Raw genomic sequence first — 14441 nt, 5'->3', positions numbered from 1 at the left:
TGTCCGGGCGGGCCGGAGAAACCATAACGCGAGCTTCCGCCGCCCCACGGCCCCCCTTTCCCTGGATCACCATGTCACTCGGGCACAGCCTGCGCCTCGTCGTCGCGCCCCCGCATCCCGCGGGGCGCCCCTTCCTGATCGGCGGCGCCGCCGTCGCGGTCGTCGGGGGCGCCCTCCTCGGAAGCTGGCTCTTCTGGCTCGGCGCGGCCTTCACCGGCTTCTGCCTCTACTTCTTCCGCGACCCGGAACGGGTGACGCCGACGCGGCCGGGCCTCTTCATCGCGCCCGCCGACGGCCACGTCGTCTCGGTGGAGCCCGCGGTGCCGCCGGAGGAGCTCGGCCTCGGCCCCGCTGCCCGCTGGCGGGTCGCGATCTTCCTCTCGGTGCTCGACGTGCACGTGAACCGCTCGCCGGTGGAGGGCACGGTGACCCGCATCGCCTACCGCCACGGCGCCTTCGTCAACGCCTCCCTCGACAAGGCGAGCGTGGACAACGAGCGCAACGCGCTCGCCATCCGCCTGACGGACGGGCGGGACATCGCGGTCGTGCAGATCGCGGGGCTGATCGCGCGCCGCATCCTCTGCAGCGCGCGCGAGGGCAGCCGCCTCCGTGCGGGCGAGCGCTTCGGCATCATCCGCTTCGGCAGCCGGACCGACCTCTATTTGCCCGAGGGCGTGCGCCCGATGGTCGAGGTCGGCCAGACGATGATCGGCGGCGAGACGGTGATCGCCGACCTCGCCGACCTCGCCGCCCCCGCCGTGCCGCGGGGCTGACGCCGCATGGGCCAGCCGCCGCGCCGCTTCCGCTTCGCGCCCCAGCGCTTCCGGCCGAAGGGCGCCCGGCGCATGCCCGGCCTCTCCTTCAACCGGCTGCTGCCGAACATCCTCACCATGCTCGGCCTCTGCGCGGGCATGACGGCGGTGCGCTTCGCGCTCGACGCGCGCTGGGAGCCGGCGGTGACGCTGATCGTGGTCGCCGCCTTCATCGACGGCATCGACGGCCGCCTGGCCCGGCTGCTGAAGGCCACCTCCCGCTTCGGGGCGGAGTTCGACAGCCTGTCGGACTTCCTCTGCTTCGGGGTGGCGCCGGCCTTCATCCTGTTCCTGTGGACGCTGCACGACGCGCGGGGCTTCGGCTTCATCCCCTGCATCCTCTTCGCCGCCTGCATGGCGCTCCGCCTCGCGCGCTTCAACGCGGCGATCGACGAGCCGCTCGCCCCCGGCGCCGTGCCGCGCCCGCCCGGCTTCTTCACGGGCGTTCCCGCCCCCGCCGGGGCGGGGCTCGCGCTCTTCCCGATCTTCGCGGCGCTGGCCTTCGAGGGCTGGGGATGGACCGGCCTCGCGGGCGCCATCCGCCACCCGGTCCTCTCGGCCGTCGTGCTGGTGGGCGTGGCCGGGCTGCTGGTCAGCACCCTGCCGACCTGGTCCTTCAAGAACTACAAGGTGCCGCGCCCGGCGGTGCTGCCGCTGCTGCTGGGCGCGGCCGGCTACGTCGCGCTGCTGGTCGCCGAGCCCTGGGCGGCGCTGGCGGCGGCGGGGCTGCTCTACGCGGGGATGATCCCCTTCTCGCTCCGCTCCTACCACCGCCTGCGCGGGCAGCTCGCCCGCGCCGTCGCGCCGGAGGGGGAGGAAACGAGGGAGGCGGGGAGCCCCGCCATCCCCTGAGGCGCCTCAGCCGCGCGGGGCCGTGACGAGGATGCCCCTCTCGCGCAGCGCCTCGATCTCCTCGGCCGAGTAGCCGGCGGCGGAGAGCACCTCCTCCCCGTGCTCGTTGAAGCCGGGCGGCTTGGCGCGGGCCCCGCCGGGCGTGCGGGAGAGCTTGATGGGCGTGTTCAGCGCCCGGAACTCGCCGATCTCCGCCACCATGTTCCGCGCGGCCGTGTGGGGCGCGGCGACCGCCTCGTCCACGAACAGCACGGGGCCCGCCGGCAGCCCCGCGCGCAGCATGCGGTCGCACAGCGCGTGCCCGTCCTCGGTCAGCAGGCGGGCGGCCAGGATGGTGTCGAGGTCGCCGCGGTTCACCACCCGGTCCCCGTTGGTCGCGAAGCGCGGGTCGTCCACGAGGTGCTCGAGCCCGAGGAAGCTGCAGAACTTGCGCCAGGCGGGCTCGTTCCCGCAGGCGACGAAGATCTCGCAGGTGGCCGTGCGGAACTTGGAATAGGGCGAGATGTTCGGGTGCGGGTTGCCCGTCGCCGCCGGCCGCTTGCCGTTCAGGAAGTGGTTCGCGGCCTGCGGGTGCAGCAGCGCCATGCCGCAGTCGTGCAGCGTCATGTCGATGTACTGGCCGCGCCCCGAGCGCTCGCGCTCCTGCAGCGCCATCAGGATGCCGATGGTGGAGTAGAGGCCGGTCGCGAGGTCGACCACCGGCGTTCCCATCCGCAGCGGCCCGCTGCCGGGCTCCCCGTTGATGGACATCAGGCCGACCATGGCCTGCACGATGGCATCATACCCGGGCAGCCCGCCGAGCGGCCCCGTGGCGCCGAAGCCCGAGACGCGGCAGTGGACCAGGCGCGGGAAGCGCTCGCCCAGCCGGTCGTAGCCGATGCCCCACTTCTCCATGCTGCCGGGCTTGTAGTTCTCCACCAGCACGTCGGCGCCCTCCAGCAGGCGCAGCAGCACCTCGCGCCCCTCGGGCTTGGAGAGGTCGAGCGCGATGCTCCGCTTGTTGCGGTTCACGCCGAGGAAGTAGCTGGCCGTGCCGTCGAGGAAGGGCGGGCCCCAGGCCCGGACCTCGTCGCCCTGGGGCGGCTCGATCTTGATCACCTCCGCCCCGTGATCGGACAGGATCATGGTGCAGTAGGGGCCGCCGAGGACGCGGGTGAGGTCGATCACCCGGATCCCGGCCAGGGCGCCCGGACTCGGGGCGCGGGTCTCCGCCCCGGCTTCGGCGTTCGGCAGCGCGTCGGTCATGGTTCGTCCTCCGTGCCCTGTTTCTGCCCTTGCCGGCCGCCATGCTCAAGGCTGCCCCGGAGGATCGCACATCCGTTACAGTCCTCCCGCGCGGGCGGCTCTCCCCCGCGCCACCTATGGGAGCGAGACGATGGCTTTCTGGCGCCGAACCGGGACGGCAACCCTGAGGGCGGAGGCGGTCGAGCCCGGGCGGCGCCGCTTCCTGGCGCTGGGCTGCGCGTGCTGCGCCGCCGCGGCGCTTCCCGCGATCCCGGCCGGCGCCGAGGTCCCGCCCGCGGTGCAGCGCCACCTGGACCTCGCCTGGGAGGCCGCGGGCGCCGACCTCGGCCCCTACCTGCGGCTGGGAAACACAGCTCTCGTGCCCCCGGCCGCGCCGAAGGTCGACCTCGGCCCGCTTATCAACCAGCCCGTGCCGCCGCCGGGCCAGGCCTTCGACAACCTGTTCTACGTCGGCGCCCGCTGGGTCAGCGCCTGGATCCTTCGCACGTCCGAGGGGCTGATCCTGATCGACGCCCTCAACAACGACGACGAGGCGGAGAGCGTCATCGGCGGGGGCATGCGCCGCCTCGGCCTCGACCCCGCGCAAATCCGCTACCTGATCGTCACCCACGGGCACGGCGACCACTACGGCGGCGCCGGCTGGGTCAAGCGCGTCGCCGCGCCGAAGGTCGTCGCCTCCGAGACCGACTGGCGGATGATGGCGACGCGGCTCGAGTTCGACGCGCCGGAATGGGGCCGCCCGCCCGAGCGCGACGTCGCGGTGAAGGACGGCGACCGGATCACGCTCGGCGACACCACGGTGGAGCTGCTGGAGACGCCCGGCCACACCATGGGCACCCTCTCCCTCGTCTTCCCCGTCCGGGGCGGCGGGCAGGAGCACCGGGCGCTGCTCTGGGGCGGCACGGCCTTCAACTTTGGCGCCCAGCCCGACCGCATCCGGCGCCTGCAGGGCTACATCGACGCCACCGACCGCCTGCGCGGCATGGCCCGCGCGCGGGACCTCGACGTCTTCGTCTCCAACCACGCCGGCTACGACGAGGCCATCGCGAAGCTGGCGGCCATGCCCGCGGCGGGCCGCAACCCCTTCGTGATCGGCGCGGACACCACGGCGCGCGCCCTGACCGTCATGCACGAGTGCGCCCGCGCGACGATGGAGGCCTGGACGGCCTGACCCCCTTCGCCGCCGGGCCCCTCCGGTCAGGCGGCGAGGTCCCGCATCACCTTGATCAGGTCCGACTTGCCCTCGAAGCCGATGCCGGGCAGGTCGGGCATGGTGATGTGCCCATCTTCCACGCGCACGCCGTCGGGGAAGCCGCCATAGGGCTGGAAGAGGTCGGGGTAGCTCTCGTTGCCGCCCAGCCCGAGGCCGGCCGCGATGTTGAGCGACATCTGGTGCCCGCCATGCGGGATGCAGCGCGACGGCGACCAGCCGGCGATGGCGAGCTCGCGCAGCGTCCGCTGGTACTCGCAGAGCCCGTAGGACAGCGCGCAGTCGAACTGCAGCCAGTCCCGGTCCGGGCGCAGGCCGCCGTAGCGCAGCAGGTTGCGCGCGTCCTGGTGGCTGAACAGGTTCTCGCCGGTGGCCATCGGGCCCGGGTAGAACTCGGCGAGCGCGGCCTGCAGCACGTAGTCCAGCGGGTCGCCGGCCTCCTCGTACCAGAAGAGCGGGTAGTCCCGCAGCATCTTGGCGTAGGCGATGGCGTCCTCGAGCCCGAGGCGCCCGTTGGCGTCCACCGCGAGCCGCGCCTTGCCGTCCAACTCCTTCAGCACGCCCTCGATCCGCGGCCGGTCCTCGGCGATGCCGTTGCCGATCTTCATCTTCACGACGGAGTAGCCGCGGTCGAGGTAGCTGCGCATCTCGGCCCGCAGCTGCTCGATCCCCTTGCCCGGGTAGTAGTAGCCGCCGGCCGCGTAGACGAAGACGCGCGGGTCGGCCTCGCGCCCGTGCCGCTCGGCCAGCAGCCGGAAGAGCGGCTTGCCGGCAATCTTCGCGACCGCGTCCCACACGGCCATGTCGATGGTGCCCACGGCCACCGACCGCTCCCCGTGCCCACCCGGCTTCTCGTTCCGCATCAGCGCCGCCCAGATCCGGTCGGGATCGAGGTTGTCGCCGGCGTCGTTCAGCAGGGATTCCGGCGGCGCCTCCAGCAGACGCGGCGCGAAGCGCTCGCGGATCAGCCCGCCCTGGCCGTAGCGCCCGTTGGAGTTGAAGCCGTAGCCCACCACCGGCCGCCCGTTGCGCACCACGTCCGTCACCACGGCGACGAGGGAGAGCGTCATCTTGCTGAAGTCGATGTAGGCGTTCGCGATGGAGGAGGCGATCGGCGCCGTCACCTCCCTCAGGTCCACGATGCGCATGGGCGGTCCTCCGTAAGCGGCGCGCACCATGAAGCGCGCGGCGCCCCGCGCCAAGGTCAGGGGGCCAAGGTCAGGCCGCCACGGTCACGCCGCCAGCGCGCGGCCCCAGACGCGGGCGCAGAACTCGGGATAGGTCTCGGCCATCTCGTCGCAGACGGGGCCGCGCAAGAGCGCCAGCTCCGCCTCCGTCGGGTCGGGCGTCGCCGGCACCGCCGCGGGCGCGTCGAAGTCGAAGCCGGTCTCGGCGCGGATGGAGGCGAGGCTCTCGCCGGGATGGGCGCTCTCCAGCGAGAAGCGCGCGCGGGCGGGGTCGAAGCGGAAGACGCAGCGCCCCGTCACCAGCGCCTGCGCCGTGCCCCGCCGGAACACCTCGGGCGGCGAGACGCCGGGCGCCGAGACATGCGCCACGCGCGGCACGAGCACGCGGGGCGAGTGCTCCTCGCGGAAGAGGATCGTGCGCGGGGTCATGAAGTACATGAAGGCCGAGCCGAAGGAGCCCGGGAAGCGCACGCCCGCGCCCGGCCATTCCCCGGTGCCGATGAGGTTGATGTTGGCTTCCCCGTCGATCTGCCCGCCGCCGAGGAAGAAGAGGTCGATCCGCCCCTGTCCCGTCAGGTCGAACAGCTCGCGCGAGCCCTCGGTGAAGGGATTGCCGGAGCGCTTGTGCAGCAGCGAGAGCCGCACCGGATGACCGGACTTCGCGACCAGCCAGCAGGCCGCCGCCGGGATGGGCGAGGCCGCGCCGACCGCGATGTGCCGCGCGGGCGGCGCGGCGGGATCGAGGATGAGCCGCGCCAGCGCCGCCGCCAGTCGCTCCTCGGGCTGGACCCCTCGCTCGTCGGGGCTCATTCCGCGGCCACCCGCGTCGCGGCCCGCCCGAGGACGTGCTCGTCCACCCAGGCCCGGAAGCCCTCCTCCGTCCGCGCGGCGCGGGCGTAGTCCGCGACATAGGCCGCGTCGAAGCCATACTCGTCGAGCAGCGCCACCGGATGCGCCCCCCGCTCGGCCACCGCGAAGTCCTCGACATAGGTGGCGGCGATGGTGCCGGCGGCCAGGCGCTCGTCCTCCAGCAGGTTACCGGGCACCACCCGCTCCACCGTCGCCAGCAGCCTCCGCGAGGCGTGGGCGAGCGTCGCGCATTCCCGCCGGCGCCCGACCCAGAGGTTGCCCTCCTCGTCGGCCATCACGGCGTGGATGGCGGCGACGTCCGGGTGCAGGGCGGGCACCACGAGGATGGGGTCCGGCGTGTCCGACACCGGGTTCTGCACCACCCGCCAGTCCGGCCGATGGGCGAGGATGTCGCTGCCGATCACCCCCCGCAGCGGCATGAAGGGCACGCCCTTCTCCGCGGCCTGGAGCATGGTGTGGATGGCCGGGCAGGTCGCGTCCCGCACGGTGATGGTCCCGGCGCGCACGGCCGCCGAGAAGCGCGGCGCGAAGCCGGCCTCGCCGAGCGAGACGGCGCTCGTCTCCACCTCCACGACGCAGCCCGCGCCGATCAGCAGGTCCGTCGCGAAGCCCGAGACGGGGACGCCCAGCAGCCGCAGCCCCCGCGCGCCCCGCCGCATTAGCGCCTTGGCCAGCGCGACGGAGGGCAGGGAGTTGTCGGGCGGCAGGGCCAGCAGCGCGCCGTCCGGCACGGATGCGGCCAGGGCTTCCAGGCTCGATGGCGTCATGGCGGGTTCCTCCGGGGCGCGGAGGCTAAGTCCCCGCGCGCCGTCCCGCCAGGGGCCTTGCCGAAGGGGCCTAGCCGAAGGGGCTGGCGTCCAGCGCCGCCAGGGCCGCCCAGGCGTTGGCGGCGAGGTGCCCGCGCGCCGGGTAGCGGAAGTCCGCCACCCCCGGCCGCAGCCCCGTGCCCAGCCCGGTGGTCAGCCAGGGGATGCTCGCCGCCGCGATCCAGCCGTCCGGCCGCCGGTGCCGCGCGACGGTCGCGGCGAGGCGCCCGGCCAGCGCCTCCCGCCCGAGCCGCCGCAGGAGAAGGACCGCCTGCGCGGTCCCCTCCAGCCAGACGCCGTCGCGGTCGTCGTCGAAGTCGAGGCCCACAAGCTCCGCCGCGGGCGCCCCCGCGGGCAGGCCGTGGCGGGCCAGCACCCAGTCGAGCCCTCCCTCGAAGCCCTGCCCAGGCCAGGCGAGGGCGGGCCAGAGGTTGGCGTCCAGCGCGCTGCCGGGGTTCACCGCCCCCTCCGGCGTCAGCCCCATGGCGAAGCGGCGCTCCGCCGGCAGCCACATGGAGCGCACGAAGCCCGCCGCGTGCCCGGCCGCCGCCTCCCGCCCCAGCCGCGCGAAGGCGACGGCAAGGTCGAGGTTCTGCTCCGTGCTCACCCAGGGCAGGGCGTCCGGCGCGGGCTCGTGGCCGATCGTCCCGCCCCGGTAGCCCGCGGGCGCCCGCAGCCCCTCCAGCCAGTCCGCCGCCCGCCCTGCCGCCGCGCGGAACGGGGGATCGCCGAGGGCGGTCCAGAGCAGGATCGCGAAGGCCACCGGCCCCGCGGCGCTGCCGGCCTGGTAGCCGTCCTCCAGCCATCGCCCCTGCGCCGCGTCCCACCACCCCGGCGGGCGGGCGCTGCGCGGCGCCTCCGCGTGGACGCGCCCGGCCGCGTAGGCGTTTCGCAGCCGCCCGTCCCGCCAGTGCCGGTCCTGCTCCTGCACCAGCCGCAGCCCTTCCGCGATCCTTGCCGCGGCCGCGCGCTCCCCGCTCGCCAGCAGGGCCAGCCCCGCGAGGGCGTTGTCGTAGGTGAAGGCCACCTCGCCATGGACGCGGTCGAACTCCTCCCGCCCCTCCGTCGTGAAGGACTTCAGCAGCAGCGGGCCCTCCGCCGCGCCCATCGCCGCCCGGACCGGGGCCAGCGCGTCCCGCGCCAGCGCGGCCCAGGCCGGCTGTGTCCAAGCCGGCTGCGCCCAAGCCGATTGCACCGGGGCGGGCGCCGGCAGGAAGGGGGCGGCGAGGAGGGCGCGCGTCAGGCCGCGGCGCGTCGCCCGCCGCGCCGCCGGGGGGAGGGGGCTCATGGCCCGCTTCTAGGCCATGCCGCCCGCGCGCGCACCGCCGGCCCCTATGAATGCGGCCCGGGCCGGGCGATACGGAGGCACACCGCCCGAAGGAGGGATGCCCGATGGAGCCGAGCCGCCAGGAGTTCCGCGACGCCATGGCCCGCCTCGGCGCCGCCGTGACCATCGTGACGAGCGACGGCGAGGCCGGCCGCGTCGGCATCACCGCCAGCGCCGTCTGCAGCGTCACGGACACGCCGCCCACGATCATCGTCTGCATGAACCGCACGAGCAGCCTCAACCCGGTGGCGAAGGCGAACGGCGTGCTCTGCGTGAACGTGCTCTCGGCCGAGGCGCAGGAGCTGGCGAACGTCTTCGCCGGCTTCACCGGCGCCAGCCAGACCGAGCGCTTCGAGGGGGAGGGGTGGACCACGCTGGCCACCGGCGCCCCGGTGCTGGAGGAGGCCGTGGTCGCCCTCGACTGCGCCGTGGAGGAGGTGGTGGAGAAGGGAACGCACAGCGTCATCTTCGCCCAGGTCCAGGCCATCCGCCTCGGCGCCCCGCGCCCGGCCCTGATCTGGTTCTCCCGCAACTACCACCCCGTCGGCATGCCCGACTAGGACGCGAAAGGGGCGCCCCCTCCCGGGAGCGCCCCCTTGCCGCGGAACCCGGCGCGTCCGCGCCGGCGCCGCTCAGGCCGCGCTGCGGCGCGAGGCGAGATAGACCAGGTCCCGCGTGCCCGTGCGCGCGCCCACGATGGCGGCGATCGCCCCCAGCGCCAGCGCCGCGAAGAGAGCGAAGGCGGTGATCGAGGCGGCCTTGGCGGAGGCATCGGCGGCTGCGCGGGCGCGCCGCTCCGCTTCCTGCGCCGTCTGCTGGGCCTGGGCCTCGTAAGCCTGCACTCGGCCGGCGGCGTCCTGCTCGGAGATGCCGGCCTCGGCGGCCACGAGGCGGTTCAGCCGCGTGCGGTCGTCGCCCGAGAGCTCGCCGCCCGCGATGCGCCGGCCGAGGATCTCGGTGATCGCCGCGCCCCGCTGCTCGGTGGTCATCCGCGCGGGGTCGGCGGGACCCGAGAGCGCCGCGCGCGCCCGCTCCGCGATCTGGCTCGGGTCGACCTGCGGCGCGGCGGAGCGCACCACCTGCCCGGCGCCGGAGGAGAGGGTACCCATGACGCCCGAGAGCGCCGAGCCCGCCGTGCTGGCCGCGCCCGACACGACGTTGCCGAGCAGCACCGCGGAGACGAGGAAGGCCGTGGCCCAGACCGCCGCGCCGTGCAGCGTCGCGTCGCTGCGGTCCGAGGTGCCCGAGAGCCGCGCCGCAACGTAGCCGCCGAGCGCGAGGCCGAGAAGGTTCGACACAACCAGCCAGACGGCGCCCGCGATGCCCATGGTGCCGGCGCCTGGCGTGTCGCGCGCCTGGGCGTCGACCGCGGTGAGGCCGATGCCGGTCCCGAGGATGTTCAGCGAGGCCCCGACCACGATGGCGACGAGCGCCCCCGCGAGGATGGCGCCCCAGGAGATGCGGTGGCGAAGGACCGGCGCGCCCTCGGGCACGCTGGGTTGCGATGGCTGGTACGGTGATTGGCTGCTTGCCGACATTCGTCTGAACCCCTGTGTGGAGGCCTGGTGGCCTGCCTCTGCAACGAGGGGTTGGGGAAGGGGTTGCCCCTTCGCCCGGCGGGCGCATGACGGCGTGGTAATCCCACAACAACCCAGGTGAACCGCCCCACCGCAGCGCGGCCAGGCCGGAACGCAGAAGGCCCCGGCGGTCTCCCGCCGGGGCCTTCACATCGCGTGGCCGGCTCGCGGCCCGCGTCGTCCTGGTGACCCGTGCGTGTTGCTGGATCAGCGAACCGATGTCGGGGCCTCACGGCCCCTTCGTCGGCCTGTTCAGCCCTGCACGGTGATCCGGACGGCGGCCGCGGAACCCTGGTTAATGCGATGAGACACCGGATCACCTCCTTTCAGTTGTTGACGGGGATGAAGATGGGCGGCGCCCGGCGCCTCTTCAAGCCCGCCCTCAGGCGACTTCGGCGTAGCTGCCGTTCTTCCAGACGTAGAAGACGTAGTCCGGGATCGTCACGTCGCCCTTGCGGTCAAAGCTGATCGGGCCGAGCACCGTCTGCCAGGGGCCGGAGGACTTGATCGTCTCCGCCACCCGCCGCGGGTCGACCGAGTTCGCCTTCTTCGCCGCCTCCGCCCAGACCTGGGTCGAGGCGTAGGTGTAGAGGACGAAGCCCTCGGGATCGACGTTGCGGGCGCGGAAGCGAGCCACGACCTCGGCCGCCGTCGGGCGCTTCCGCGGGTCGGAGGGGAAGGTCATCATCGTGCCCTCGCCGGCCGCGCCGCTGATCTGCCAGAACTCGTTCGTCATCAGCGCGTCGCCGCCGATGAGCGTGACCGGCATGCCCTGCTCCTTCGCCTGGCGCACGATCAGCCCGGCCTCGGTGTGATAGCCGCCGACATAGATGACGTCGATGTTCGCGGCCTTCAGGCGCGAGACGAGGGCGTTGTAGTCGCGCTCGCCGGGGGTGTAGGCGGAGTAGAGCGTCTCCGTCGTGCCGGCCGCGTTCAGCGCCTTCTTCGTCTCGTCCGCCAGCCCCTTCCCGTAGGCGGAGTTGTCGTGGAGAATCGCGACGCGCTTCCCCTTGAAGCTGTCGGCGATATACTTGCCGGCGACCGCGCCCTGCTGGTCGTCCCGCCCGCAGGTGCGGAAGGTGTTCCAGGCGCCCTCGTCGGTGTAGCGCGGGTTGGTCGAGGCCGGGCTGATCTGCAGCACCCCCTCCTCCGCGTAGACCTTGCTCGCGGGGATCGAGGAGCCGGAGCAGTAGTGCCCGATCACCACCCGGACCTGCCGCCCGGCGAGCTGGTTCGCGACCGAGACCGCCTGGCGCGGGTCGCAGGCGTCGTCGCCGGTCTCCAGCACGAGCTGCTGGCCGAGGATCCCGCCGGCCGCGTTCAAGTCGGTCACCGCCTGGGTCGCGCCCTCGCGCATCTGCGCGCCGAAGGTCGCGTTGGAGCCGGTGAGGGGCCCCGCCACCGCGATGCGGATGGGACCGCGGGCCTGGGCCATGGCGCCCCCGGCGGAGAGGAGGGCCGGGGTGGCGATCGAGGCGCCCAGGAGGGCGCGGCGCTGGATGGTCATGGTACGGAAGCCTCCGATTGGTACGGTTGGTGAAAGCCTAGAGGGCGCGCCCCCTCGGCTTCAATGGGTCTCTCGCGTCATGAGGCGCCTCAGGGGCGCCTCAGTGGGTGCCGAGATAGGCGTCGCGGATCTCGGGCCGGGCGAGCAGCTCCGCCCCCGTGCCCTCCAGCGTGATGCGGCCGGTGACGAGCACGTAGCCCCGGTGCGCCAGCCGCAGCGCCTGGTTCGCGTTCTGCTCCACCAGCAGCACGGTCAGCCCGGTCTCCGCGTTGAGGGTGCGGATGGCCGAGAAGATCCCGCGCACCACCAGCGGCGCGAGGCCGAGCGAGGGCTCGTCGAGCAGCAGCAGCCGGGGGCGCGACATCAGCGCCCGGGCGATCGCCAGCATCTGCTGCTCGCCGCCCGACAGCGTGCCGCCGCGCTGGCTCTCCCGCTCCTTCAGGCGCGGGAAGAGGGTGAAGGCCTGCTCCAGCCCGGGCGCGGGGTCGATGCCGAAGGACTGCGCGCCCATCAGCAGGTTCTCGCGCACGCTCATCCGGGGGAAGATCCGCCGCCCCTCCGGCGCCTGGGCGATGCCCGCGCGCGCGATCTCGTGCAGCGGCATCCCCGTGATGTCCCGCCCCTCGAAGATCACGCGCCCGGCGCGGGCGCGGGGCGAGCCGAAGATGGTCATCAGCAGGGTGGACTTGCCCGCCCCGTTGGCGCCGATGAGGGTCACGATCTCGCCCTTCTCGACGTGCACGGAAACCCCGCGCAGCGCCTCGACCGCACCGTAGGCGGAGGTGACGTTCTCGAGCCTCAGCATCGCCGTCATGCCGCGCCCTCCACGGGAGCGGCCGGCACGTCGTCCTCGTCGCCCTCGCCGAGATAGGCCGCGATCACCCGCTCGTCCGCCCGCACCTCGGCCGGCGTGCCGTCGGCGATCTTCACCCCGTGGTCGAGCACCACCACGCGGTCCGAGATGCGCATCACCACGCCCATGTCGTGCTCGATGAGAAGGATGGAGCAGCCCTGCGCCCGGATGAGCTGGATCAGCTCCGCCAGCTCCTCCGACTCCCGCGGGTTGAGCCCGGCCGCGGGCTCGTCGAGGCAGAGGAGCACGGGGTTGGTGCACATGGCCCGCGCGATCTCGAGCCGCCGCTGCGCGCCGTAGGGCAGGGCGCCCGCCGGGTCGTCCGCGCGGTCGAGCAGCCGCGTCGCCTCCAGCCAGCGCCGCGCGAGCGCCACCGCCTCCCGCTCCGCCTGGCGGTAGCGGCCGAGGCCGAAGGCGGCGCCGATCCCGAAGAAGGTCGCGGCCTGCAGCGTGTTGTGCTGCGCGACGAGAAGGTTCTCCAGCACCGTCATGCCCGGGAAGAGCCGGATGTTCTGGAAGGTGCGGGCGACGCCGGCCTGCGCGATGCGGTGCCCGACGGTCGCGTGCAGCGGCTTCGGCCCGCCCGGCCCGTTGAGAACGATCTCGCCCCCGCTCGGCTTGTAGAAGCCGGTGATGAGGTTGAAGACCGTCGTCTTGCCCGCGCCGTTCGGCCCGATGACCGCCGTGATGTCGCCGGCCATGGCGTCGAAGGAGACGCGGTTCACGGCGGTCAGCCCGCCGAACCGCATCAGCAGCTCCCGCACCTGGAGGATCGGCGCGTTCCGCGCGGGCAGGATCGGCGCGCTCATCCGTGGCCCTCCCCGACGAGGTCGCCCGAGATCGCCTTCCGCTCCCCGAGCGCGACGGAGGGCCGGCGCGTCGAGACCAGCCCGCGCGGCCGCCAGACCATGATCACCACCATGGCCGCGCCGAAGACGAGCATCCGGTACTCCTCGAAGTCGCGGAAGGCCTCGAAGCCGCCGATGAGCACCAGCGCCGCGATCGCCACGCCGAGCTGGCTGCCCAGGCCGCCGAGCACGACGATGGCGAGGATGATCGCGCTCTCGATGAAGGTGAAGCTCTCCGGCGAGACGAAGGCCTGGCGCGTCGCGAAGAAGGCGCCGGCGAAGCCGCCGAACATGGCGCCGATGGCGAAGGCCGTCAGCTTCGTGTTCGTCACGTTGATGCCGAGCGCCCGGCAGGCGATCTCGTCCTCGCGCAGCGCCTCCCAGGCGCGGCCGAGCGGCTGGCGGCGCAGCCGGATCGTCACCCAGTTCGTCAGCAGCGCGAGCACGAGGATGAGGTAGTAGAGGAACACCGCCCGGTGCGTCGGCGAGGGCTCCAGCCCGAAGAAGTCCGCGAAGCTGCCGGGCTCGCCGCCCGCGCTGAAGGAGAGCCCGAAGAAGGAGGGCCGCGGGATGCCCGAGATGCCGTTCGGCCCGCCCGTGAGCGACACCCAGTTGAGCAGCACGACGCGGATGATCTCGCCGAAGGCGAGCGTCACGATCGCGAGGTAGTCGCCCCGCAGCCGCAGCACGGGAAAGCCGAGCAGCACCCCCGCGAAGGCCGCGAAGATGCCCGCCAGCGGCAGGCAGATCCAGAAGGACAGGCCGTAGGTGGTGGAGAGCAGCGCATAGGTGTAGGCGCCCACCGCGTAGAAGGCGACGTAGCCGAGGTCGAGCAGCCCCGCGAGCCCGACGACGATGTTCAGCCCCCAGCCGAGCATCACGTAGGTCAGCACGAGCACGCCGAGGTCGAGCCCGTAGCGCGTCGTCCAGGGCAGCAGCGGCATCAGCACCGCGAAGCCGAGGAAGAGCGGCGCGACGAAGGTGCCGATCCGCGTGAGCTGCGCGGCCCGCAGCGCCGTGCGCGGCCGCTTCGCCGGGCGGAAGGCGGACCAGAGGTTCATCGCCAGGCGCCCGGTGAAGACGAGCGCCACCAGGATGGCCACGTCCGCCCAGCGCGTGCGGAGGATCAGCCCGCCGCCCGCCGGACCCACGTCGGTGCGAAGCCCCACCAGCGGCACGAAGAGCCCGGCCGCGACGAGCGCCGCCAGCCCCGCGTCGCGTAGCGCGTGGATCACCGGCGGCCGCGGCGCGGGCGCCTCCGGCCCGCGGGGAATGCCGCCCATTTCGCCCGGCCCGGGCACGCCGTCGTCGTCGTGGGGCACGCCCCCCGCATGCGACCCGTTCGGT

14 protein-coding genes are annotated in these 14441 nt (G+C 73.7%); 4 read left to right on the top strand and 10 right to left on the bottom strand.

Annotated elements, in window-relative coordinates; genetic code table 11:
• The first annotated feature begins 71 nt into the window (after nt 1-71).
• Together EAH89_RS19540 and EAH89_RS19535 are read left to right on the top strand one after the other, a co-directional pair.
• A complete protein-coding gene (locus EAH89_RS19540) occupies nt 72-773 on the top strand; it encodes a phosphatidylserine decarboxylase (protein WP_140885392.1) in 702 nt (233 codons plus the stop codon).
• Nucleotides 774-779: 6 nt separating this feature from the next.
• On the top strand, nt 780-1664 hold the full coding sequence (locus EAH89_RS19535) for a CDP-alcohol phosphatidyltransferase family protein (RefSeq protein WP_140885391.1): 885 nt from the start codon (nt 780-782) through the stop codon (nt 1662-1664).
• A gap of 6 nt (nt 1665-1670) precedes the next feature.
• Here EAH89_RS19535 and EAH89_RS19530 read toward each other — a convergent pair whose 3' ends face one another.
• Nucleotides 1671-2909, bottom strand: coding sequence for a CaiB/BaiF CoA transferase family protein (locus tag EAH89_RS19530; RefSeq protein WP_140885390.1), 1239 nt, complete (start codon nt 2907-2909; stop codon nt 1671-1673).
• Nucleotides 2910-3039: 130 nt separating this feature from the next.
• On the opposite strand from EAH89_RS19530, the gene EAH89_RS19525 reads away from it, so the two are divergent.
• Nucleotides 3040-4080 (top strand): MBL fold metallo-hydrolase, encoded by a 1041-nt coding sequence (locus EAH89_RS19525; RefSeq protein WP_140885389.1) that lies wholly within the window; start codon nt 3040-3042, stop codon nt 4078-4080.
• Nucleotides 4081-4106: 26 nt separating this feature from the next.
• Here the strand turns inward: EAH89_RS19525 and EAH89_RS19520 are convergent, their stop codons facing one another.
• The 4 genes from EAH89_RS19520 to EAH89_RS19505 all read right to left on the bottom strand — a co-directional run bounded on the left by EAH89_RS19520 (nt 4107) and on the right by EAH89_RS19505 (nt 8270).
• Nucleotides 4107-5267, bottom strand: coding sequence for a mandelate racemase/muconate lactonizing enzyme family protein (locus tag EAH89_RS19520; RefSeq protein ID WP_140885388.1), 1161 nt, complete (start codon nt 5265-5267; stop codon nt 4107-4109).
• A gap of 84 nt (nt 5268-5351) precedes the next feature.
• Entirely contained in the window at nt 5352-6116 is a 765-nt protein-coding gene (locus EAH89_RS19515) for a CoA synthetase (protein ID WP_140885387.1), read from the bottom strand.
• The gene (locus EAH89_RS19510) at nt 6113-6943 is read right to left on the bottom strand and encodes a CoA transferase subunit A (protein ID WP_140885386.1); all 831 of its coding nucleotides are present in this window, start codon (nt 6941-6943) and stop codon (nt 6113-6115) included. Before EAH89_RS19510 ends, EAH89_RS19515 begins: the two co-directional genes overlap by 4 nt.
• A 70-nt stretch (nt 6944-7013) precedes the next feature.
• A complete protein-coding gene (locus tag EAH89_RS19505; RefSeq protein WP_140885385.1) occupies nt 7014-8270 on the bottom strand; it encodes a hypothetical protein in 1257 nt (418 codons plus the stop codon).
• A 104-nt stretch (nt 8271-8374) separates the two neighbouring features.
• Between EAH89_RS19505 and EAH89_RS19500 the strand changes: the two genes are divergently transcribed.
• Entirely contained in the window at nt 8375-8869 is a 495-nt protein-coding gene (locus EAH89_RS19500) for a flavin reductase (RefSeq protein ID WP_140885384.1), read from the top strand.
• A gap of 72 nt (nt 8870-8941) precedes the next feature.
• Here EAH89_RS19500 and EAH89_RS19495 read toward each other — a convergent pair whose 3' ends face one another.
• From EAH89_RS19495 to livM, 5 genes are all read right to left on the bottom strand, one after another.
• Nucleotides 8942-9802: a hypothetical protein gene (locus EAH89_RS19495; RefSeq protein ID WP_241667102.1), complete on the bottom strand. Its 861-nt coding sequence runs from the start codon at nt 9800-9802 to the stop codon at nt 8942-8944.
• A gap of 466 nt (nt 9803-10268) precedes the next feature.
• Entirely contained in the window at nt 10269-11393 is a 1125-nt protein-coding gene (locus EAH89_RS19490) for a branched-chain amino acid ABC transporter substrate-binding protein (protein ID WP_140885383.1), read from the bottom strand.
• A gap of 100 nt (nt 11394-11493) precedes the next feature.
• Nucleotides 11494-12207, bottom strand: coding sequence for an ABC transporter ATP-binding protein (locus EAH89_RS19485; protein WP_140885382.1), 714 nt, complete (start codon nt 12205-12207; stop codon nt 11494-11496).
• Nucleotides 12204-13055, bottom strand: a complete 852-nt coding sequence (locus EAH89_RS19480) for an ABC transporter ATP-binding protein (RefSeq protein WP_140885381.1) — start codon at nt 13053-13055, stop codon at nt 12204-12206. Before EAH89_RS19480 ends, EAH89_RS19485 begins: the two co-directional genes overlap by 4 nt.
• Nucleotides 13052-14416 carry a high-affinity branched-chain amino acid ABC transporter permease LivM gene (gene livM / locus EAH89_RS19475; protein WP_456306514.1) on the bottom strand — a complete coding sequence of 455 codons (1365 nt, stop codon included), beginning with the start codon at nt 14414-14416 and terminating at the stop codon, nt 13052-13054. Before livM ends, EAH89_RS19480 begins: the two co-directional genes overlap by 4 nt.
• Nucleotides 14417-14441 lie beyond the last annotated feature (25 nt).

It is taken from the genome of Muricoccus nepalensis (genome assembly GCF_006438825.1).
Lineage (GTDB): Bacteria > Pseudomonadota > Alphaproteobacteria > Acetobacterales > Acetobacteraceae > Roseomonas > Roseomonas nepalensis.
This window is presented reverse-complemented; position numbering and strand designations above follow the sequence as displayed.